At 73.7% G+C, this 21,490-nt stretch carries 21 protein-coding genes and 1 pseudogene; 10 read left to right on the top strand and 12 right to left on the bottom strand.

Annotation, left to right across the window (positions count from 1 at the left end):
* Positions 1-42: 42 nt before the first annotated feature.
* The 3 genes and pseudogenes from GTY84_RS14750 to GTY84_RS14740 form a co-directional block, all read right to left on the bottom strand.
* Positions 43-423 (bottom strand): hypothetical protein, encoded by a 381-nt coding sequence (locus tag GTY84_RS14750; RefSeq protein WP_161226716.1) that lies wholly within the window; start codon positions 421-423, stop codon positions 43-45.
* Between the two features lie 692 nt (positions 424-1,115).
* The gene (locus tag GTY84_RS14745) at positions 1,116-1,856 is read right to left on the bottom strand and encodes an SDR family oxidoreductase (RefSeq protein ID WP_161226952.1); all 741 of its coding nucleotides are present in this window, start codon (positions 1,854-1,856) and stop codon (positions 1,116-1,118) included.
* Positions 1,857-2,040: 184 nt separating this feature from the next.
* A pseudogene (locus tag GTY84_RS14740) lies at positions 2,041-2,557 on the bottom strand (DUF4291 family protein); the annotation flags it as partial.
* 147 nt (positions 2,558-2,704) lie between these two features.
* Here GTY84_RS14740 and lnt point away from each other — a divergent pair.
* The gene (gene lnt, locus GTY84_RS14735; protein WP_161226715.1) at positions 2,705-4,279 is read left to right on the top strand and encodes an apolipoprotein N-acyltransferase; all 1,575 of its coding nucleotides are present in this window, start codon (positions 2,705-2,707) and stop codon (positions 4,277-4,279) included.
* Here lnt and GTY84_RS14730 read toward each other — a convergent pair.
* Positions 4,203-5,108: a Gfo/Idh/MocA family oxidoreductase gene (locus GTY84_RS14730; RefSeq protein ID WP_161226714.1), complete on the bottom strand. Its 906-nt coding sequence runs from the start codon at positions 5,106-5,108 to the stop codon at positions 4,203-4,205. The genes lnt and GTY84_RS14730 overlap by 77 nt on opposite strands.
* Positions 5,109-5,443: 335 nt before the next feature.
* Here GTY84_RS14730 and GTY84_RS14725 point away from each other — a divergent pair, with 335 nt between their 5' ends.
* Positions 5,444-5,956: a DinB family protein gene (locus GTY84_RS14725; RefSeq protein ID WP_161226713.1), complete on the top strand. Its 513-nt coding sequence runs from the start codon at positions 5,444-5,446 to the stop codon at positions 5,954-5,956.
* A gap of 430 nt (positions 5,957-6,386) precedes the next feature.
* Positions 6,387-6,569, top strand: a complete 183-nt coding sequence (locus GTY84_RS33005) for a hypothetical protein (protein ID WP_202551149.1) — start codon at positions 6,387-6,389, stop codon at positions 6,567-6,569.
* A 235-nt stretch (positions 6,570-6,804) separates the two neighbouring features.
* Here GTY84_RS33005 and GTY84_RS14715 read toward each other — a convergent pair whose 3' ends face one another.
* From GTY84_RS14715 to GTY84_RS14680, 8 genes are all read right to left on the bottom strand, one after another.
* The gene (locus GTY84_RS14715; RefSeq protein WP_161226711.1) at positions 6,805-7,428 is read right to left on the bottom strand and encodes a hypothetical protein; all 624 of its coding nucleotides are present in this window, start codon (positions 7,426-7,428) and stop codon (positions 6,805-6,807) included.
* Positions 7,429-7,673: 245 nt separating this feature from the next.
* Positions 7,674-8,357 (bottom strand): uracil-DNA glycosylase, encoded by a 684-nt coding sequence (gene ung, locus GTY84_RS14710; protein ID WP_161226710.1) that lies wholly within the window; start codon positions 8,355-8,357, stop codon positions 7,674-7,676.
* 125 nt (positions 8,358-8,482) lie between these two features.
* Positions 8,483-10,069 carry an ABC transporter substrate-binding protein gene (locus tag GTY84_RS14705; RefSeq protein WP_161226709.1) on the bottom strand — a complete coding sequence of 529 codons (1,587 nt, stop codon included), beginning with the start codon at positions 10,067-10,069 and terminating at the stop codon, positions 8,483-8,485.
* A 175-nt stretch (positions 10,070-10,244) separates the two neighbouring features.
* Positions 10,245-11,012, bottom strand: coding sequence for an SDR family oxidoreductase (locus GTY84_RS14700; protein WP_161226708.1), 768 nt, complete (start codon positions 11,010-11,012; stop codon positions 10,245-10,247).
* 12 nt (positions 11,013-11,024) lie between these two features.
* Positions 11,025-11,786 carry a 3-oxoacyl-ACP reductase FabG gene (fabG, locus tag GTY84_RS14695; protein WP_161226707.1) on the bottom strand — a complete coding sequence of 254 codons (762 nt, stop codon included), beginning with the start codon at positions 11,784-11,786 and terminating at the stop codon, positions 11,025-11,027.
* Between the two features lie 380 nt (positions 11,787-12,166).
* Positions 12,167-12,628, bottom strand: a complete 462-nt coding sequence (locus tag GTY84_RS14690; protein WP_161226706.1) for a hypothetical protein — start codon at positions 12,626-12,628, stop codon at positions 12,167-12,169.
* 339 nt (positions 12,629-12,967) lie between these two features.
* Entirely contained in the window at positions 12,968-13,351 is a 384-nt protein-coding gene (locus tag GTY84_RS14685; protein ID WP_161226705.1) for a DUF3037 domain-containing protein, read from the bottom strand.
* Entirely contained in the window at positions 13,348-14,103 is a 756-nt protein-coding gene (locus GTY84_RS14680; protein ID WP_161226951.1) for a HipA family kinase, read from the bottom strand. Before GTY84_RS14680 ends, GTY84_RS14685 begins: the two co-directional genes overlap by 4 nt.
* Before the next feature lie 578 nt (positions 14,104-14,681).
* Here GTY84_RS14680 and GTY84_RS14675 point away from each other — a divergent pair.
* From GTY84_RS14675 to GTY84_RS14645, 7 genes are all read left to right on the top strand, one after another.
* Complete coding sequence (locus GTY84_RS14675; protein ID WP_161226704.1) at positions 14,682-15,689, top strand: ABC transporter substrate-binding protein; 1,008 nt, start codon at positions 14,682-14,684, stop codon at positions 15,687-15,689.
* Between the two features lie 159 nt (positions 15,690-15,848).
* Positions 15,849-16,880, top strand: a complete 1,032-nt coding sequence (locus GTY84_RS14670; RefSeq protein WP_161226703.1) for an iron chelate uptake ABC transporter family permease subunit — start codon at positions 15,849-15,851, stop codon at positions 16,878-16,880.
* On the top strand, positions 16,873-17,940 hold the full coding sequence (locus GTY84_RS14665; RefSeq protein WP_161226702.1) for an iron chelate uptake ABC transporter family permease subunit: 1,068 nt from the start codon (positions 16,873-16,875) through the stop codon (positions 17,938-17,940). The genes GTY84_RS14670 and GTY84_RS14665 overlap by 8 nt, the downstream gene beginning before the upstream one ends.
* Positions 17,937-18,692, top strand: a complete 756-nt coding sequence (locus GTY84_RS14660) for an ATP-binding cassette domain-containing protein (protein WP_161226701.1) — start codon at positions 17,937-17,939, stop codon at positions 18,690-18,692. The genes GTY84_RS14665 and GTY84_RS14660 overlap by 4 nt, the downstream gene beginning before the upstream one ends.
* Before the next feature lie 513 nt (positions 18,693-19,205).
* A complete protein-coding gene (locus tag GTY84_RS14655; RefSeq protein WP_345943434.1) occupies positions 19,206-19,730 on the top strand; it encodes a DUF6232 family protein in 525 nt (174 codons plus the stop codon).
* Positions 19,727-20,080, top strand: a complete 354-nt coding sequence (locus tag GTY84_RS14650) for a hypothetical protein (protein WP_161226700.1) — start codon at positions 19,727-19,729, stop codon at positions 20,078-20,080. Before GTY84_RS14655 ends, GTY84_RS14650 begins: the two co-directional genes overlap by 4 nt.
* Before the next feature lie 808 nt (positions 20,081-20,888).
* A complete protein-coding gene (locus tag GTY84_RS14645) occupies positions 20,889-21,404 on the top strand; it encodes a lytic polysaccharide monooxygenase auxiliary activity family 9 protein (RefSeq protein WP_161226699.1) in 516 nt (171 codons plus the stop codon).
* Positions 21,405-21,490: the final 86 nt, after the last annotated feature.

The following is a 21,490-nucleotide window of genomic DNA, read 5'->3' as shown; positions in this document are numbered from 1 at the left end:
GCCCCGCGGCACGGTGTGCCGCGGGGCCCGGCGGACTGCCGATCAGTAGTAGACGCTCAGCGAAGCGACCGACACCGGGGCGTAGACGTTGGACCCGTAGTCGATCACGAAATAGTAGTCGCCGCTGCCATGGTCAGCCCACGTGCCACTGGACGTGGCGCCGGGGTTGAAGCAGTTGGTGTAGGCCGCGTTGGCGTACCTCGGGTCAGGCCCGAAGGTGTCCTTGCGGAGCATCACGTACACGAGTTTCGGACTGGAACCTCTGCTGCAGCCGGTGAAGTCGATCGTCGTGGAGCCGCCATTGCCGGTCCAGCGACGCGACTCGAAGTCATTTCCGGCATCCTTGATGTAGCTGGACCACGATGCCGCCTGAGCGGGCACCGCGAGAACGCCGACAGCCGCCGCTGCCGCACCGATGATCATGGCACGCTTGCATGTGCGGGCCATCGCTAAGCCGGTTGTCAATGACCTTCTGGTGGGATCAGTTGAGCCTGACAGTAGATTCAAGCCAAGACGTCACGGTGAGTAGATACAGATGATCATGTGATGGTGATCCTATCTCCCGGCTGAGCCGCCGCTGTCGACTTCACAATCGCTTGCGCAGGCCGACCACAGCCTCGGATTCGGCGGCGGGCCGGGGGGCGGAAATCCTCCACCACGGGGCGCAGGCCCGCAACCTCCTGCCGGAGGGAGGTGAGTTCCTCGGCCGGGCCGTTCCCGCGCCCGCCCGCTGGGGTAGCTCCAGAGCAGGGGCAGCCAGAGGACGAAGCCGCACCTGGTCCGCACGGTGCGCCGCGTCGGGTGCGAACCCAAAGGGCTCGGAGTGCGATCGGCGCGCTGGATTCCAGCGCGCGTGGGAACTCCCGGCCGCCGGCGCGACGTTGCGCGAACGGTAGGCGGCCATCCGCCCCCGATGTCCCGAGCCCTGCTTCCCCGCGGTCCGCAGCGGAGCCGTACGACCGGATCCGTGCCCTCTGGCGGCGCCCGGGCGGCTCCCCGTCGGCCCAGGAGCGCGTGGAGTACGAGCCGTTGGTGGTCGACTGGGCCGCGGCGATCCGCTGCGAGGTGATCGCGGCGGCCTGACCCGGCCCCCGCGGCCCCGGGGGCGGCCGTCCTCAGCGCCCGCCCGCCACCCGCAGCACCGTCCCCGTCGTGTACGAGGCGTCCGGCGAGAGCAGCCAGGCGATGGCCGCCGCGATCTCCTCGGCCCGCCCGGCCCGTCCCAGCGGGACTGCGGGCCCCATCCGTCCGGCGCGGCCCGGGTCGCCCATCGCCGCGTGCATCCCGGTGTCGACCACCCCCGGCGCGACGGCGTTGACCCGCACCCCGTCCGGACCCAGCTCCTTGGCCAGGCCCAGGGTCAGGGTGTCCACGGCGGCCTTCGTCGCCGCGTAGTGCACGTACTCCCCCGGGCTGCCGAGCGTCGCCGCGCCCGAGGAGACGTTCACGATCGCGCCGCCGCCCCGGGCCGTCATCAGCCGCGCGGCGCGGCGGGCGCAGAGCAGCGTGCCCAGCAGGTTGACGTCCAGTACCCGGCGCAGGTCCGCGGTGTCGCTGTCCGCGAGCCGCCCCAGGGGGCCGGTCACCGCCGCGTTGTTGACCAGTCCGGTGACCGGGCCGAGCCGTTCCTCCGCGAGGTCGAAGAGGCGGTCCACATCGGCCTCGACGGAGGTGTCCGCCCGGACGGCGACCGCCCGGCCACCCGCCTCCCGCACCCCCGCCACGACCTCTCCGGCGGCGCTCCCGTCCCGGACGTAGCCGACGACCACGTCGTGGCCGTCGGCCGCGAGCCGCAGACAGGTCGCCGCGCCGATGCCCCGGCTGCCGCCGGTGACGACCGTGAGGGGACGGGTCATGGGGATACCTCCGTCGATGTCGATGTCGATGTCGTTCCTTTGATCGATCATCGATCATCCTAGGGGCGGGGCACGCTCCCGCACAGGCGTCGCGCCGTCTCATCCGCCCAGGCGCGCGAGCGCCCTCGCGCCGAGCGGCAGCGGCGGCTCCCCGGGCCGCGGCGCGGCGGCCTCCCCGGGTCCGTCCGGCGCGCACCAGCCCGTGGATCTCCGCGGCCAGCGGCGTCACGTCCTTGATGCCGACGATCCACTCGTCGGCGAACCGCTCGGCGGGCTCCCCCGTCAGCCCCATCCGCAGCGTGCGGTGGGGCAGCGGGGCGAGGCGGAGGTCGCGCCCGGGGTCCCACCGCACCCGCACGGGGCCCGCCGCAGGGCGTGCCGCCACGCGACGCGGTCGCCGTGCAGTCCGGGGACATGCTGGGAGAGGCACGCGTGGCGCAGCGTCCAGGCGAAGCCCTCGCGGGTGATCTCGATGGCGAGGACCGTCTCCCGGTCCTTCTTCAGGCACCGTCCGCAGCGGTGCGTCATCCACCGGAACGACGGCTCGACCCAGGTCATGCGGTCCCGCTTCCGGGCGCCGGGGAAGCGGCCGTCACGGGCGGCGGGGAGGCCGATCCGGGGGCGTACGCCCGGTGGACGGTGACCGTGCCGCCGGTGTGGCGGGCCCGGACGCGTACGGCGGGTTCTCGCGGGGCGTTCATGGCGGACAGCCTCGGCCCCCGCCCCGTCCCGGGGCCACCGGTCTTCCGGGGCCGAGCCTCCCCGGTCGACCCGTCGGCGGTGTGATGAGCTGAACGCGCGGGTGCCGGACGCGCACATCCGCCCGCGCCACGGGGTAGGGAGGCGTCATGACGACGCGTGACCGCTGGCTCGCCTCCCCCCGGCGCCGCTCGGTGCTCGCCCTGCTCGCCGGGGCGCTGCCCGTACCGGCGTTCCCGGGTCCGGCGCTGTGGTGGTGGGCGTGGGTGGCGCTGGTGCCGTGGCTGCTGCTGGTCCGGTCCGCGCCGACCCGGCGGCGCGCGGCGTACGACGGCTGGTGCGGCGGCTTCGGCTTCATGCTGGCGATGCACCACTGGCTGCTGCCGAGCCTGCACGTCTTCCTCTTCGTCCTCGCCACGCTGCTCGGCGCCCTGTGGGCGCCGTGGGGGATGCTGGTGCGGCGGATGCTGGGCGGGACGCCCGGCCGGGGCCGGGTGGCGGCGGCGCTGCTGGTGGTGCCGTCGGGCTGGCTGGCGGTGGAGTTGGTGCGCTCCTGGCAGGGGCTGGGCGGCCCGTGGGGGATGCTGGGCGCCGCGCAGTGGCAGGTGGCCCCGGCGCTGCGGCTGGCCTCGGTCGGCGGGGTGTGGCTGCTGAGCCTGCTGGTGGTGGCGGTCAACGTGGCCGTCGCCGTGCTGGTCGCGGTCCGCCGGGCCCGGGTGCCCGCGGTGGCGGGGCTGGCCGCCGTCGCCGCCGCCGCGTCGGCCGCCTGGGTCTGGGCGCCGCGTCCCGGGACCGGGCAGCGGGTCGCGGTCGCCGTGGTGCAGCCGGGGGTGGTCGACGGGCCCCGGAGCGCGGAACGGCGGTTCGACCTGGAGGAGCGGCTGACCGAACGGCTCGCGGGGCAGGACGTCGATCTGGTCGTCTGGGGCGAGAGCAGCGTCGGCTTCGACCTGGCCGGGCGGCCCGACCTGGCCCGACGGCTGGCCGCGCTGTCCCGGCGCGCGGGCGCCGACATCCTGGTCAACGTGGACGCGCGGCGCTCCGACCGGCCGGGGATCTACAAGAGTTCGGTGCTCGTCGGCCCCCGGGGCCCCACCGGCGACCGGTACGACAAGATGCGACTCGTGCCCTTCGGGGAGTACGTTCCGGCCCGCGCCCTGCTGGGCTGGGCGACCTCCGTGGGCCGGGCGGCGGGCGAGGACCGGCGGCGCGGCACCGGGCAGGTGGTGATGACCCCGCGGGGCGGGCCGCGCGTCGGGCCGCTGGTGTGCTTCGAGAGCGCCTTTCCCGACATGAGCCGCCGTCTGGCCGCCGCCGGGGCGGAGTTGCTGCTGGCGCAGTCGGCGACCTCGTCGTTCCAGCACTCCTGGGCGCCCGCGCAGCACGCCTCGCTGGCCGCGCTGCGCGCCGCCGAGACCGGCCGCCCGATGGTGCACGCGACGCTGACCGGGATCTCCGCGGTGTACGGCGCGGACGGCTCCCCGGTCGGTCCGCGGCTGGGCACGGCGGCCGGCGGGGCGCGGATCTACGAGGTGCCGCTCGCCCGGGGCACCACGCCCTACGTCCGCCACGGCGACTGGGCGGTGGGCGCGGCGCTGCTGGCGCTGGCCGTCTGGGGGGCGGCCGAGGTAGCGCGGGCGCTGCGGATCAGGCGGAGGGTTCCAGCACCGCGCGTACCACCCGTTCGCACAGCGCGTGGGTCTCGAGCGCGTCCCGGGCGCTGAGCCGCTCCCCGGACCGCACCGCGTCGAGGAAGGCCAGCACCGCCTGCTCGATGCCGCGCTGACGGGCCACCGGCACCCAGTCCCCGCGCCGCCGCACCGTCGGCTGGCCCCGGTGGTCGACGACCTCGGCCAGGTTGAGGACCTGGCGCTTGGTGTCCTGCCCGGAGACCTCCAGGATCTCCTCGGTGGAGCCGCTGAGCCGGTTCATCACGCCGATCGCGGTGAAGCCGTCACCGCCGAGCTGGAGCACGACGTGGTGGAGCAGCCCGTCCTCGACCCGGGCGCGCACGCTCACGTCGTCGACCGTGCCCGGGGCCAGGAAGCGCAGGGTGTCGACGACGTGGATGAAGTCGTCGAGGATCATCCGGCGGGGGTCCTCGGGCAGCCCGGTGCGGTTCTTCTGCATGATGATCAGGTCGCGCGGGTGCTCGGTGCACTGGGCGTAGCCGGGGGCGTGGCGGCGGTTGAAGCCGACGGCGAGTCCGGTTCCGCGCTCCTCGGCCAGCGCCACCAGCCGTTCGGCGTCGGCGAGTTCGTAGGCGAGGGGCTTGTCCACGTAGGTGGGGACCCCGGCCTCCAGGAGCCGTTCGGTGATCCTCGGGTGGGCCTCGGTGGGGGCGTGGACGAAGGCGGCGTCGAGGCCCTGGGCGATCAGCGCGTCCAGGTCGGCGTGGCGCTGCGCGGCCGGGAGGCGGAGCCCGTCGGCCACCCGGGTGAGCGTGGCGGGGGTGCGGGTCTGCAGGTGCAGCTCGATGCCGGGCAAAGCGCCGAGGACCGGGAGATAGGCCTTCTGCGCGATGTCGCCGAGTCCGATGCAGCCGACCTTCACGGGGTGTGCTCCTCTGCCGCCGCTCTACCGCCCGCCCGTCGCGGGCTGGTGCGAAGCATACGGGGGAGGCCGGGCCGGGCCGCCGCCGCGTGTCCCCGGAGCCCGCGGCCCTGCGGCGGCCGGCCCGCCCCGACCCGCACGGTTCCCTGCGCCTCACACGCCCCGGCACGGTACGTCCCGCCGTGTCCCACCCGGCCCACTGGAGCGGGGCGCGGGCGGGGGCGGACCGGCCGCCGGGACGGCGGGCGACGATGCCGCGGACGCCGGGGCCGCGGGGGCGCGCCGGGCGTGGAAATCGCGTGGTGGTCCGGCCCGGGGTCGGCCAGGATGCGGGGATGAGCATCGAACGCCCCATGCCCCCCGTCGACGCCAACGAACGCGACATGCTGGAGGGTTGGCTGGACTTCCACCGGTCGACCCTCGCCCTCAAGTGCGAGGGACTCACCGACAGCCGGCTCAGGGTGGCCGCCGTGCCGCCGTCCGAGATGTCCCTGCTCGGCCTGGTCCGGCACATGGCCGATGTCGAACGGCACTGGTACCGCAGGGTGCTGGCCGGCGAGGACCATCCGCCCCTCCACTACACCGACGACGACCCGGACGGCGACTTCCACGCCGCCCGGACCGACACCTGGGAGAGGGCGTACGCGGTCTGGCAGGGAGAGATCGCGGCGGCCCGGACCGTCGCGGCGGAGTTCCGGCTCGACGAGCCCTCGCGCGGCCGGCACCGGCGCACCGGCTTGCCGTCCACCCTGCGCTGGATCCACACCCACATGATCGAGGAGTACGCCCGGCACAACGGGCACGCCGATCTGATCCGGGAGTGCCTGGACGGGACCACCGGCGTCTGACCGTCAGCCCGGACCGCCCCCGGGGACTCCGTACGGGGCCTGAGATCACCCGTGCGGGGCATCCTCCGCCCGGTCCGCCACCGGACCGGGTGCCGGAGCCGCCAGAGTGACGCGGGTGCATCGAACGACCCTCGCCTCGGCACTCCTGGTGGCCGTGGCCCTCCCGGCCCTGACCGGTTGCATGACGGTCCGGCCCTCCCCGGGGTCCGGACCGTCGGCGGCCGGTGCCCACTCGTCCGGTCCGCACCCGGGCGCCTCGGCCACGCCCCGGGGGACGCGCGCCCCGGCGGGCGGCACCCCGGCGCCATCCGCCCCCGCGCCCGTGCCGCGGCGTGCCTCGGGCGGCGGCGCGGGGGGCGCGGCGCCCCCGGCCGCGCCCCCGCCCGGGGAGACCCCGGGCGGCCGGTCCGGCACCCTGCCCCGCCCCGGTGTGCCCGGGGTGCCGTGGCTGCCGGGAACGGACGGCCATCCGGGGGTGGTGCCCCCGGCGCTGCCGGGCACCGGCGGGGCCTCCGGCGGGAACGGTGATGTGTGCGCCCTGGGCAGGCAGTTGGGCGGCTGGCGGCCGGGCAGCCCCGAGGCGGCCATCTGCGAGCAGGCGTACGGCCACTGAGCCCGCGCGGATCGCGACGGGAGCCCGCGCCGGGAGCCCGCGCCGGGAACCGGCGGGCCGGGACACCGGCCCGGGATGCCAGGGAGCCGGCTCCGGGATGCCCGGGGAGCCGGGAACGCGGTTCCGGACACCCGGGTCACCGCCGCCGGGACGCCCGGCGCACCGGGCGCGGTCCCGGACCCGTCCGGGTCGCCGCCCCGGGGAGCCACCGGGCCCACCGCCCGTGCCGCCCGGTCTACGGTCGCTGTCGGGGCGGGCCCCAGGGCGGCTCCCCCGCCGCCGGGCCGTCGTCGCCGATTCGCCGCGCCAGGCGGTCGATCCCGGCGCGCACGCCCTCGCCGTAGCGGTCGTCCGCCAGGAGGACGGCCGCGCGACGGGCCCGCCGCAGATGCAGCCGGGCGGCGTCCCGGCGGCCGAGCCGGTCGTAGTCGGCGGCCAGGTTCAGGTGCAGCGCCGGATAGAACGCCCGCACCGCGAGCCGTTCCCGGTGGCCCGGGGCCGCGGGCGCCCCCTGATCGCCGACCGCTCCCCCGCCCGCCGGACCGTGCTGCCCGTCGAGGACACCGGGAGCACTGGGAGGGCGGGGGGCGGCGGGCCGGTCGCCGCCGGTCAGTTCCTCGGCCGCGGCCAACGCCCGCAGATCCCAGGCCAGTTCGTCGCCAGGGTCGTCCTGGGTGTCCGCGAGGTAGTGGGCCAGGGTGCAGCGGTGCAGCGGTGCGCCGTGCTCGCCGATCTCGGCCCAGAGCCCGAGGAAGCGCCGCCGGGCCTCCTCGCGGTCACCCGCGTGGTGCAGGATGACGACCTGACCGATGCGTGTGAGCACGGCGTCCGCCGACGCACGCTCCTGTCCCTGGGCCACCGCGTCCTCCGTGCCACTCGTCGGCTGTCCTCGCCGACGTTAGGGCCTTTCGTCCGGATCGTGCCGCAGGGCGTGGGGCCCGGCACGCCCGACCACCGCGACGGCGCCACGCTCCCGACGTCCGCGCCCGCCCCGCCCCTCCGCCCCGCCTCCGACCGGTCCAGCCCGGGCGGGACGGAACGCACCCGGGCGCCGCACGGGCCGGAGGAAGGGCCCCGGACCCTCACCGGGGCGGGCCGGGGAGGTCAGCCCAGGTTCGGGATGGTCCAGTCGATCGCCTCGTGGCCCTGTGCCGCGACCGCCTCGTTGATCCGGGTGAACGGGCGGGAGCCGAAGAACTTCTTCGCCGACAGCGGCGAGGGGTGCGCGCCCTTGACGACGACATGGCGGTCCTCGTCGATCAGCGGCAGCTTCTTCTGCGCGTAGTTGCCCCACAGGACGAACACCGACGGGTCGGGGCGCCCGGCCACGGCGCGGATCACCGCGTCGGTGAACAGCTCCCAGCCCCGGGACTTGTGCGAGTTCGCCTCGCCCGCCCGCACCGTGAGCACCGCGTTGAGCAGCAGGACGCCCTGGCGGGCCCACGGCATCAGATAGCCGTTGTCCGGGACCGGGGTGTCCAGCTCGGCGTGCATCTCCTTGTAGATGTTGCGCAGCGACGGCGGGACCTTCACCCCGGGACGGACGGAGAAGCACAGCCCGTGGCCCTGGCCCTCGCCGTGGTACGGGTCCTGGCCGAGCACCAGCACCTTGACCCGGTCATAGGGGGTGGCCTCAAGGGCGGCGAAGACCTCCTCGCGCGGGGGGTAGACGGGGCCGTTCGCCCGCTCCTCCTCGACGAACTCCATCAGCTCCTTGAAGTAGGGCTTCTGCAGTTCGCCGCCGAGCACGTCGCGCCAGGACTCGGGCAGCATGGCGATGTCGGTCACGTCAACTTCCTTACGATGTGCGGTTGGTTCCGGTCCCCCGAACCTACAGCCGCCCACTGACAACCGGCTCACGGCACCGGTCCCGGCCCACGGTCCGGCCCCGGGCGGGCCCTCCGGACCGGCCGCTACCAGCTCGTCTTGCGGTAGAGCTGCCACATCATCATGAGGATGGAGGGGTCCATGGCCCGCTCCGCACCGGAGATGTCCGGGCTCACCGCCACGTACTGCTTGCCCTGCCAGAGCGGCAGCAGCCGCGCGTCGTCCACGAGGATCTCCTGCGCCCGCCGGAACTCCTTGACCACGTTGGCGCGGTCGGTCTCACGGCGGGACTCGGGCAGCAGCACCCCGGTGATCTCGGGCGCCGGGTAGGGGGTGCCGAGGGCGTTCTGGTCGCCGACGAAGGGGGCGATGAAGTTCTCGGCATCGGGGAAGTCCGGGAACCAGCCGCGGCCGAACACCGGGTACTCGCCCTTCTGGTAGCCCTCCACGTACTCCTTCCACGGGCGGCTCTTGAGCGTGATGGTGAACAGGCCGGAGGCGTCGAGCTGGCGCTTGATCTCCTCGAACTCCACCCGGGTCACCGAGCCGTAGCGGTCGGTGGTGTACCAGAGGGTGAGCGGCACCGGCTCGGTGATCCCGGCGTCGGTGAGGATCTTGCGCGCGGCGGGGACGTTCGGGTCGCCGTAGTCGTCGAAGAAGCCCGTGGTGTGGCCGGCGAGCCCCTTGGGGACCATGGAGTACAGGGGGTCGACGGTGCCCCGGTAGACGTTGTGGGCGATGGCGGCCCGGTCGATGACCTGGGCGACCGCCTGGCGCACGGGCTTGCGGCCCGCCCAGGGGTCCTTGGGGTTGAAGACCAGATAGCTGATCTCCGTGCCCGCGCTCTCGACGAGCCGGTAGTTCCGCTCCTGGACGGCGCTGCTCTGGAGGGTGATGATGTCGTCGGCGGCCAGGCCGCGGTAGGTGACCTGGATCTCCTTGTCGTGCAGCGCCGCGACCATGCCGGCCGAGTCCTTGAAGTACCGGATCGTCACCGCCCCGTTGCGGCGGTCCGCGTACCCCTTGTAGTGGTCGTTGCGGACGAGTTCGGCCTTCTTCCCCTCCTTGTACGTCTGGAGGGTGTACGGCCCGGAGCCGACGACCTCGCCGTCCTCGCGCAGCGCGTCGGCCGGGTAGACGGCGGGGTCGACGATCGACATGGCGGGTGTGGCGAGGACGAACGGGAAGGTGGCGTCGGCCTTGTTGAGATGGAAGATCACCTCGCGGTCCCCGGCCGCCTGGACCCGGTCGAGGCTGCCCAGCAGACCGGCCGGGCCGCCGTTGACGTCGATCTTCCGGATGCGGTCGATGGAGTGCTTGACCGCCTCGGCGTCCAGGGTGTCGCCGTTGGAGAACTTGAGCCCCTTGCGCAGCTCGCAGCGGTACACCCGGTTCGCGTTGTCGGCGAACCCGCACTGCTCGGCCGCGTCGGGCTGGGGCGCCGAGGCGCCGTTGGGGTAGCTCAGGAGCGTCTGGTAGATGTTGCGGAAGAGTTCCCAGGAGTTGTCCCAGGAGGCCGCGGGATCGAGCGTGCTGGGGAAGCTGGTGCTCCCCACGATGATCGGCTCGTCGTCCCCGGAGGGACCGGACGACAGCAGGCCGCATCCACTGACCAATGTCGATATGGACGCGATGGCCGCCACCCGCCGCAGGCATCGTCTCCGGTTGAACACGCGCACGCTCCTCGATCCGCCATACCAAGGGTTGGCAGACCATACCGCAGCGTTATGCGCCTGAACTCCCTTGCGAACGCGCCCTTTTGATCTTTTACCCGCCGACTACGTTGTCATGACCTTAACGATCAAGAGAACGGGGTACGGGCGCTCGCGCCCGTACCCCGGCCGGGGCTCAGCCCACCCCCGCGTTGAGGAAGATCCCCCCGTCGACCACCAGGGTCTGGCCGGTGATCCAGTCGGCCTGGGCCGAGGTGAGGAAGGCCGCCGCGCCCCCGATGTCGGACGGGGCGCCGAGCCGGCCCAGGGGGTAGGCCGCGGCGGCCTCCTCCTCGCGGCCCTCGTAGAGGGCGGCGGCGAACCGGGTCTTCACCACCGCCGGGGCGATGGCGTTGACCCGCACCCCGGGCGCGAACTCGTGGGCGAGCTGCGCGGTCAGGTTGATCAGGGCGGCCTTGCTCACGCCGTAGGCGGCGATGGAGGGCGAGGGCGACAGCCCCGCGACGGAGGCGATGTTGACGATCGCCCCGCCGTTCTCCTTCTGCCAGGCGTGCCAGGTGCGCTGGGCGAAGCCGAGCGCGGAGACCACGTTGATCTCGAACACCTTGCGCGCCACGTTCAGGTCGAGGTCGGCGACGGGCCCGAACACCGGGTTCGTCCCGGCGTTGTTGACGAGGAAGTCGACCCGGCCGAAGGCCTCCATGGTCCGCTCGACGGCGTGCGCGCGGTGGTCCTCGTCGTGCGCCCTGCCGGGCACGCCGATCACCCGGTCGGCGCCGAGCCGTTCGACGGCCGCCCGCAGGGCGTCCTCGTCGCGGCCCGTGATGCAGACCCGGTCGCCTCGCGCGACGAGGGCCTCGGCGACGCCGTAGCCGATGCCGCGGCTGGCGCCGGTGACGATGGCGGCCCGGCCCGACGGCTCGGGCGGCTGTACGGAAGTCATGGTCCCCGCCCCCTAGTCGAGCGGCCCGCCGGCCACGTACAGCACCTGGCCGGAGACGAACCCGGCGGCGTCGCCGGTGAAGAAGGCGATGGCGTTGGCGATGTCCTCGGGCTCGCCGACGCGCTGCACCGGGATCCGGGTGGCGGCGGCGGCCTTGAACTCCTCGAAGCCCATCCCGACCCGCTCGGCGGTGGCGGCGGTCATGTCGGTCGCGATGAAGCCGGGGGCGACGGCGTTCGCGGTCACCCCGAACTTGCCCAGTTCCTTGGCGAGGGTCTTGGTGAGTCCCTGGAGCCCGGCCTTGGCGGCGGCGTAGTTGGCCTGGCCCCGGTTGCCGAGGGCGGAGGAGGAGGACAGGTTGACGATCCGGCCGAACCCGGCGTCCACCATGTGCTCCTGGCACGCCCTGGTCATCAGGAAGGCGCCGCGCAGGTGCACGTTCATCACGGTGTCCCAGTCCGCGGCGCTCATCCTGAACAGCAGGTTGTCGCGCAGGACACCCGCGTTGTTGACGAGGACGACGGGCGGGCCGAGTTCCCCGGCGATCCGGGCGACGGCGGCCTCCACCGCCGCCTCGTCGGAGACGTCGCAGCCGACGGCGAGGGCCGTGCCGCCCGCCGCGGCGATCCGCGCGACGGTGTCCGCGCAGGCTGCCTCGTCGAGGTCGATCACGGCCACGGCCCGGCCCTCGGCGGCCAGGCGGACCGCCGTGGCGGCGCCGATGCCGCGCGCGGCGCCGGTGACGACGGCGACCCGCTGCTCAGTGGTGGACATGCTGCTTCTCCTCGTCCTCGGGGATGCGGTCGGTGCCCGGGGACGCCCCCCGGTGAGCGACCGCTTAGTACCTCCGACAGACGTGACGCTAGAAGCCCTGGCACGCGGTGTCAACGGGACACCGGCGGGTGTGATCCATTCACCGGCCGCGGCGGAGCGGGCCCGCCGGGACCTCCCCCGTTCGGCCCAGCGCGGGCGCCGCTGCCGGACCGGGCCCCGGCATCCGCCGCGCTCCGGGACCGCGGGAGGCGGCGCGCGCGGATCGGCGCAGGTGGACGGGGGCCGCGCGGCGCCGCGCCGGGGCGGGTCCGGTCCGCCGGTGACCGGCCGCGCCGGGCGGCACCGCGTCCGGCCCGGACCGCGTGCGGGGCGGAGGCGTCCTAGCGTCGAGGGGCGAGCCCCTCACGGCCCGAAAAGGAGGCGTCCATGCGCCCTCGCACCGGTGCCGTCGGCATGGTGATCGCGATGGCGGCGATCACCGCTCCGGCCGCCCCCGCCCAGGCCCTGACCGGCCGGACCACCCTCGCCCCGTGGACGGCCCGGGCCGTCCCGGACGGCGGTCCGGTGCTCAGGCCCCCACTGGCCCCGGACGCCGGGGGCACCGGCGGCCGTCCGGCCCGTGCGGCGTCGCCCCCGCCCTCTTCGCTGCCCACCACGTCGAGCACCTCGCGCCCCCGGCCCACGGCCTCGGCCACCCCGCCGCCGCCCGCCGGATCGGCGCCGCCCGTCCTGCCGGTCCCGCCACCGGTCACCGTCGGCGCCACGGCGGGCGCCGCGCCGACGCGGGGCGTGGACGGCGGGGTGGGCGGCGGGTCCGGCACCGGGCCGAGCGGCTGGGACACGGGCGTCGGCGCGGCCTGCGTCGCGGCCGCCGCGCTGACCGCGGCGCTCGTGCTGCGCCGCCGACGGCGGTCCGCGCCACCCGCGGGCCGGACCGGAACCCTCCGCCCGGATCGCTTCCGCCTCGGGGGCGCCGGCTCCCGGCCGGCGTCCCGCGGCGCCGTCCGGGGACACGGGTCCAGGGTCTTTCGTTCGGATCGGGCCGGATCAGGGAGCGGGGTCCGGCGCCGTGGCGTCGCAGGGCGGAGGAGGTAGTCAAGGCGGGGCCCTGGCGACCGACGACAACGCGGCGAGGTGCGGTGCCGGGGCCCGCGAGCCCGGCATGATCCAAACGAGAGGCCCTAGCGGACGAGGAGGTCGAGCAGCCGCTCGGTCTCGGCGGCCGGGTCGGTGGTCAGCCCGGTGTGCACCGGGCCCGGCCGCACGATCGTGGAGCGCGGCGCGATCAGCCAGCGGAAGCGACGCCCGGCGCCGTCGGGCGCGGCCTGGCCCGCGGCGTCCCCGCCCGCGCACACTCCCTCGACGGCGCCCAGTGCCGCCCTGATCCCGGCCACGTCGGCCCGGGGGTCGAGCGCCAGCAGCCGGGCCTCGTCCAGATGGGTGCGCGCGGCGACGAACTCCCGGGCGCGGCAGTACACGATCACCCCGGCGTTGAGCCGCTCGCCCCGCTCCACGCGGGGGACGACGCGCAGCAACGCGTACTCGTAGACGTGCCGTTCGCTCATCGGTCCCCCTGGACGCGTTCGTGGATCGTGGCGGCCCGTTCGAGCAGGGGCCGGGCGTAGGCGCGGCGCAGTTCGCCGGGGGTGTCGAAGCCGGGTTCGCCGGCCAGCCAGACGTCCGGGACGGCGGCGGTGACCTCGGCGAGGAGTTCCTCGGTGACGAGCGGGGCGAGATCGGCGGCGGCGGCGCGGACGTCCGGGGCGAAGCGCAGCAGGGCGTGGTCGCCCGCGTCGTAGGGGCGGGCGGCGGACGCGGCGGCGGTGGGCCAGTTGTGGTGCCAGATCATGGTGGCGCCGTGGTCGATCAGCCAGGTCTCCCCGTCCCGGCGCAGCAGGTTGGGGTTGCGCCAGGACCGGTCCACGTTGTTGACGAGCGCGTCGAACCAGAGGACGCGCCCGGCCTCCTCGCGGGGGACGGTGAAGGCGAGCGGGTCGAAGCCGAGGGCGCCGGACAGGAACTCCATGCCCAGGTTGGTGCCGCCGCTGGACTTCAGCAGCCCCTGCACCTGCGGGTCGGGCTCCGCGAGCCCCAGTACGGGATCGAGGGCGACGGTCACCAGCCGGGGCACCCGCAGGCCGAGGCGCCGGGCCAGTTCGCCGCAGATCACCTCGGCGACGAGGGTCTTGCGGCCCTGACCGGCCCCGGTGAACTTCAGGACGTACAGCCCGAGGTCGTCGGCCTCGACGATCCCGGGGAGCGAGCCGCCCTCGCGCAGGGGCGCGACATATCGGGTCGCCACGACGTCGTCCAACACTTTCCGGGCCACCCATCTCTTCAGCCCCGCGATCCGCGAGGACGCCTCCGGAACGCGGGGGGCGGGATCCGTCGGCCGCGGCGCGGGCGCCTTCCGGGGGCGGTGAGCGGCTCACGCCGCTCCGCGCTCCCGGGCGACCCGCCGCCGGTGCCACGCGGCCCGCCGCCGCTCTCCGGCGTGAGGTGAGCATAGTAACCGGGGGTGATCACCCACGAGGTGCGCCCGGGTCATCGCACCAGGGCCCCGACGCCCCCTCCGGTCTCCCCCGCGGGGGCTCCCCCTTCTCCCCCGGCGGGACACGGTCACGACGCCTCCCTCTCCGAGGCCCCGGACGGGACACCCCGCCCCACCGGCGTCACCCCTCGTCAGAGCCGCGCCGCGCCCCGCCCCCTGCGCCCGCCATCACCCACGGACAGAAACGGAACCCGGGCTACCACCCCGCATCAAGGCATGGATAAGGTAAGGCTAGGCTTACCTCGACGCAGGTCCTTCCGTACCGGAACGCTCGCGTCTGCCCCGAGTTCCGTCGTCGCCACGCCGCGCACCGACGCCACCCGCCGGAATGGAGTTCCCGCACCATGCTCACCCAGCGCCGCCACCTCCTCGCCGTCACCGCGGTCTCGACCGTCCTGACGTTCGGTCTTGCCGGATGCGCGGGCGGTGACTCCGACGGGAAGGACTCGAAGGGCGCCGCCAAGGCGACCGCGGCCAAGACGGTCGAGGTCGAGGACAACCACGGGACGCAGAAGGTGAAGCTGCCGGCGAAGAGCGTCGTCGCCACCGACAACCGCACGTTCCAGACCCTCTCCGACTGGGGCATCAAGCTGAGCGCCGCCCCGGTCGACCTGATCGCGACGGACAACCCCTACAAGAGCGACAAGTCGATCGTGAACCTGGGCTTGCACAACGAGCCGGACCTGGAGGCGGTCGTCGCGGTCGAGCCCGACCTGATCGTCAACGGGCAGCGCTTCTCCTCCTTCTACAAGGACCTGAAGAAGCTCGCCCCCGACGCGGCGATCGTGGAGCTGGACCCCCGCGAGGACAAGCCCTTCGACGAGGAGCTGAAGCGGCAGGTGGAGACCCTGGGGAAGATCTTCGGCCACGAGAAGGACGCGAAGAAGCTCGTCGAGGACTTCGACGCCTCGGTCGCGCGCGTCAAGAAGGTCTACGACCCCAAGAGCAGCGTGATCGGCGTGATCACCTCGGGCGGCGAGATCAACTACGCCGCGCCGGGCACCGGCCGCACGGTCGGCCCGGTCTTCGACATCCTCGGCCTCACGCCCGCGATCAAGACCGACGGCTCCAGTGACCACCAGGGCGACGACATCTCCGTCGAGGCGATCGCCGCCGCGAAGCCCGACGTGATCATCGCCCTCGACCGGGACGCGGCCGTCAGCGCGGGAACGTCGGAGTCCTACGTCCCCGCCAACGAGATGCTGGCGAAGTCCGAGGCCCTGAAGAACGTCCCCGCCGTCAAGAACGGCAACATCGTGTACTTCCCGCAGCTCACCTACCTGAACGAGGGCATCCAGACCTACACCGCCTTCTTCAACGGCCTCGCCGACAAGCTGGAGGCCAACGCCTGAGCCGACGGGCCCGACCCCCTTCGGGCCGCGGGCCGGACCGGCGCACCCGCGCCCGGCCCGGCCCGCGGCCCGCCCGCCCGGGCGGCCCGCCACCGCCGGCACCGCTCCGAGCCCCGGCCCCGGCCGGACCGCCCCGTCCCCGACCGAGAGCGCACCCGCATGACCGTCCCGCTCCACGACGCCCCGGCAGCCGAGCGCCACCCACGCCCGGACGCCGGGCACTCGCGTGCCCGCGTTCCCGCGACCCGCCTGTTCACCTGGCCGCTGCTGATCGGCCTGCTCGTGACCGCGGGCCTGGTCGTCCTGTCCCTCTTCATCGGGGTCTACGACATCTTCGGCGGGGAGGACGGGGCCGAGATGTTCGCCATCACCCGTGTCCCCCGCACCATCGCGCTCGTGCTGGCCGGAGCGGCGATGGCGATGTCGGGCCTGGTGATGCAGCAGCTCACGCAGAATCGTTTCGTCGAACCGACCACCACCGGCACGACGGAGTGGGCCGGGCTCGGGCTGCTGCTGATCACGATCCTCGCGCCCGGGGCGTCGCTGCTGCTGAAGATGACCGGCGCGGTCGTCACCGCCTTCGCCGGGACGATGGTCTTCTTCCTGTTCCTGCGCCGGATCACCCTGCGCTCCTCGATCATCGTCCCCATCGTGGGCATGATGCTCGGCGCCGTGGTCGGCGCGGTCTCCTCCTACATCGCGCTGTCCACGAACATGCTCCAGAGCATGGGCGTGTGGTTCCTCGGCTCGTTCACCTCGGTGCTGCGCGGCCAGTACGAACCGCTGTGGGTGGTCGCGGTCGTCGTGGTGGCCGTGTTCGTCGCCGCCGACCGCTTCACCGTGGCGGGGCTCGGGCAGGACATCGCCACCAACGTCGGTCTGAACTACCAGCGGGTCGTGCTGCTGGGCACCGGGCTCATCGCCCTCGCCACCGGCATCGTCACGGTCGTCGTCGGCAATCTGCCCTTCCTCGGCCTCATCGTGCCCAACGTGGTCTCCCTGTTCCGCGGCGACGACCTCCGCTCGAACCTCCCCTGGGTGTGCCTGGCCGGCATCGCCTCGGTGACGGTCTGCGACATCATCGGCCGCCTGATCGTCATGCCCTTCGAGGTGCCGGTCGCGCTGATCCTCGCGGTCGTCGGCTCGGTCGTGTTCATCTCCCTCCTGCTGAGGCAGCGTCGCCATGGCTGACCGCACCATCGCCCCCACCGCCCCCACCTCCCCGGTCCTCCCCCCCGCGCCCCGCCGGGACCGCCGCTCCGGCGCGCTGCCCACGGCGCGGGCGCGGCGCCGGTACTGGGGCGTCCTCGGCACGCTGGCAGCGCTCAGCGTGCTCGTCGTGATCGGCATCCTGGCCTGGGACAACCCGATGCCCTTCGGCACCCCCGGCTTCCGGCGCATCGCCGAACTGCGGGCGACGAGCGTCGTCATCATCGTCGTCGTCGCGTTCTGCCAGGCGCTGGCGACGGTCGCGTTCCAGACGGTGACGAACAACCGCATCATCACCCCCTCGATCATGGGGTTCGAGTCCCTCTACCGGGTGGTCCAGACCGGCGCCGTCTTCTTCCTCGGCACCGCCGGGATCACCGCCGTGCAGGGCGTGTGGCAGTTCGTGGCGCAGGTCGTGCTCATGGTCGCCTTCGCCGCCCTGCTCTACAGCTGGCTGCTGTCGGGCAAGTACGGCAACCTCCAGATCATGCTGCTGATCGGGATCATCCTCGGCGGCGGCCTCGGGGCGCTGGCCACCTTCATGCAACGGCTGCTCACCCCCACCGAGTTCGACGTGCTCACCGCGCGCCTGATCGGCAGCATCGCCAACGCCGACGCCAGTTACCTGGCCGTCTCGCTCCCGGTCGCCGCCGTCGCGGGCGGGCTGCTGTGGGCGGGCAGCCGCCGGCTGAACGTGCTCGCGCTCGGCCGCGAGGCCGCCACCAACCTCGGGCTGAACCACCGCCGCCGGACGATCGCGGTGCTGCTGCTCGTCGCGGTCCTGATGGCCGTCTCCACCTCGCTCATCGGACCGATGACGTTCTTCGGGTTCCTCGTCGCGATGCTCGCCTACCAGCTCGCCGACACCCACGACCACCGCTATGTGTTCCCCGTCGCCTGGCTCACCGGCGTCGTCGTGCTGGGCGGCGCCTACTTCGTCCTCAAGCACCTCTTCTACGCGGCCGGTTCGGTCGGCGTGATCATCGAGATCGTCGGTGGCACGTTCTTCCTCGTCCACATCCTGCGAAAGGGACGGCTGTGATCACCCTCACCCGGGTCGCCAAGCGGTACACCAGCGAGGTCGCGATCGGCCCCGTCGACCTCACCATCCCGGCGGGCGGCATCACCGCGCTCGTCGGGCCCAACGGCGCCGGGAAGTCGACCCTGCTGACGATGATCGGGCGGCTGCTGGGCATCGACTCGGGGACGATCGAGATCGCCGGCTACGACATCGTCCGCACCGACTCGAAGGACCTCGCCAGGATCGTCTCGATCCTGCGCCAGGAGAACCACTTCGTCACCCGCCTCACCGTGCGCCAGCTCGTCGGTTTCGGGCGGTTCCCCCACTCGCAGGGGCGTCTGACCCGCCAGGACGAGGAGGTCATCAGCCGCTCCATCGACTTCCTGGGACTGGGCGAACTGGAGGGCCGCTACCTCGACGAACTCTCCGGCGGCCAGCGTCAGCGGGCGTACGTCGCGATGGTGCTCGCCCAGGACACCGACTACCTGCTGCTGGACGAACCGCTCAACAACCTCGACATGCGGCACTCCGTCCAGATGATGCAGCACCTGCGGCGCGCCGCCGCCGAGCTGGGACGCACCATCGTGATCGTGCTGCACGACATCAACTTCGCGGGCCATTACGCCGACCGCATCTGCGCGGTCAAGAACGGGACCGTGCGCCACTTCGGCGGCCCGGACGAGATCATGCGCGACGACGTTCTCACGGACATCTTCGACACCCCCGTGGAGGTCGTCGACGGACCCCGGGGCCGGATCGCGGTCTACTACTGACTCCGCCGCCGGGGTCCGCACCGGCTGCCCGGTCCACGGACCGCACCGTCCGGGACGGGTCCCCGGCACGGCGTCGGCCGTCCCGCCGGGGACGGCCGACGGAGGCCGCCACCGTCCGGGCCCCCCTCCACGCCCTCCGGCCCGCGGGCCCCGGCTCCCGCTTCCCGCTTCCCGCTTCCCGCTTCCCGCTTCCCGCTTCCCGCTTCCCGCCGGAACGTCCTCCGCTCCGGACGCACTGGTCCCGGAACGCGCTCCGTCCGGACCGCAGCGACGAATAACTCCACGCCGCCGCACGGCACTTGTGGCGTACTGTGAGCCTTCCTTCCCACCCGTCGAGGTGCCGGAGGGCCCTTTCCCCACTCGTACCCTCAGCCCTCTTCCCAAGGAGGAAGGATGGCGGCCGTCCAACCACCGGAACGCCCCGGGCACCCGCCCCTGTCCGCCGGGCCCCCACCGCCCCCGCCGCCCACGGGACTTGTCCCGCCCCCGCCACCCGCAGGGCTCGCCGCCTCCGTGGAACTGCGCATCAGCAAGAGGACCCTGTGGATCGGCCGGGCGGCCTACCCGTTGCACAACATCGCCCGGGTCCACACCTTCACTCTGCGGCCGAAGCGCAAGGAGGCGGTCCTGCGCTTCGTCAGGCGGGTCGGCATGACGGTCGCCGTGGCGGTGATCATCTCGCTGCCCGCGGCGATAGGTTCCGCCCTCAGCGAGGGCAGCAGCCCCTTGCTGGGCTGGCTCTGGTTCCTCGCGCTGGGGGTCGTGGCGCTCTGCGCCGTCGACCTGATCACGGTGCTCACCGCCAAGTCCTACTACGTGCTGGCCGTCGAGACCGCCGGGGCGTCCACCGGAGTGGTGACGAGCGTGCACCCGCACCACCTGGACCGGCTCGTCGGCGACATCTCCCACGCCATCGACCATCCCGAGACGGAGTTCCGGGTGACGGTCGAGTGCATCACCCACTCACCGAACAACTACTACTTCGGTGACAACGTCAACATGTACGGCGGCAGCGGAAACGTGGGGAAGGCAGCATGAGCGGGAACCACTACTACTACGGCGATTCCGTGAACATGCACGGCACCCGGGACAGCATCGGCATGGTCAAGCACCAGAACGGCAACGGGGCCGAGCAGTTGGCGCCCGCCGTGGTCACGGCCATCGGTGAACTCCACCGGATGATCGAGGACCTGCGCGTCCGGCTCGACGGGCCCAACGCGCAGCTCGTCGCCGACTCGCTCCCCGCCCTCAACCCCGCGGCAGCCGTCTCCGCGCAGGAACGCCACCGGGCCCTGGTGACCGTCGCCGGCGTCGTCAGCACCCTGGGAGCCGTGGGGCAGCCGGTGGCCGAGGCGGTACGGGCGGTCATCGAGCTGCTGGGCGGCTGACCGGCCGCTTCTTGTGGGTTCCTGAGGACCGGTCCGGGGGCGCCCCTCCCGGCGCACTCCCTCAAGGAGGCCGCACGGCCCCGCCCTCGACGGCCCCCAGGGCCGCACGGCTCCGACGCTCCCGTCACTCCCGTTGCTCCCGTCGCTCCCGTCGCACCGTCGCATCTGCCACCCCCATCACTCCCGTCACGCCCGGTCCGCCCGCCGCGTCGCCGGCGTCCGGGCCGGGCGTCCGCCGTCCCGACGCGGCGCGGGGCGACGGGGCTGCGCCGCCCCGCCCCCGCGGCTCTTCCCCGCGACGGCCGCCGCGGTCCCGCTGCGACCGGGCGCGCCGTGCGGCGTCCGGCCGGGGCACCCGGCCCCACCCCGGCCCCACCCGGGCACCACCGTGCCCGACCGGTCAGTTGGCCGGGAACCCTCCCCCGGCCGTCTCCGCCGGGGTCTCCGGCGCAGGGATCGGAGGGATGAATTCCGGCCGGATGACGGCGCGTTCGGACGGTGGGACGGTGAGCACCGGCCCGCGCGGAGGCGCCGCCGGGCCTGCGCCTAAACCACGCCCGCGCCCCCTGTCGGCGACTGACGCGAAAGGGGCGCCTCCCGGGTTCCCTCCCTCCGGCACCCTTGACCCCTTCTTTCCGGTCCGTATGGTCTAGACCAAGAACAGAGCGGCAGTACCGCGCGGTCGTCACCCCCCTCCCCACGTACGACACGCGCGGGCGGTCCGTCCCCAGGACGTGCCGCTCTCCCGTCGGGCGCCGCCACGGCGCGCCCGGTGCGCGACCTCATATCCCCCCACCAAGGAGAACCCATGAGGAACAAGAGGACGCTGGCCATCGTTCTGGGTGCCGGTATCGCCCCGCTCCTGACGGTCGGCCTGTCGGCCGGCACGGCGCAGGCGCACGGCTACATCACCTCGCCCCCCAGCCGTCAGGCCCAGTGCGCGGCGGGCACCGTCTCCTGCGGCTCCATCAAGTGGGAGCCGCAGAGCGTCGAGGGCCCCAAGGGGCTGCGCAGCTGCAGCGGCGGAAACGCCGCCTTCGCGGACCTCGACAACGACGCGAAGGGCTGGAAGGTCACGCCCGTCTCCCGGACCACGGCCTTCAACTGGCGCCTGACGGCGCGTCACGCCACCAGCACCTGGCAGTACTACGTCGGCGCGACCAAGGTCGCCGAGTTCAACGACGGGGGCCGTCAGCCGGGCGCGACCGTCACCCACCAGGTGAACTTCGGCTCGATCACGGGCAAGCAGAAGGTCCTGGCGGTGTGGAACATCGCCGACACCGCGAACGCCTTCTACGCCTGCATCGACGTCGACATCCGCTGATCACCCGCGCGGACCCTCCGGCGGCCGACCGCCGCACACCCCGGGCCGCACGTCCCGGCAGGCCGTACATCCTGCCGGGGCGTGCG

Source organism: Streptomyces sp. SID8352, assembly GCF_009862265.1.
Classification (GTDB): Bacteria; Actinomycetota; Actinomycetes; order Streptomycetales; family Streptomycetaceae; genus Streptomyces.
Note: the sequence above shows the minus strand (reverse complement) of the source record. Positions and strands in the feature narration are given on the sequence as shown.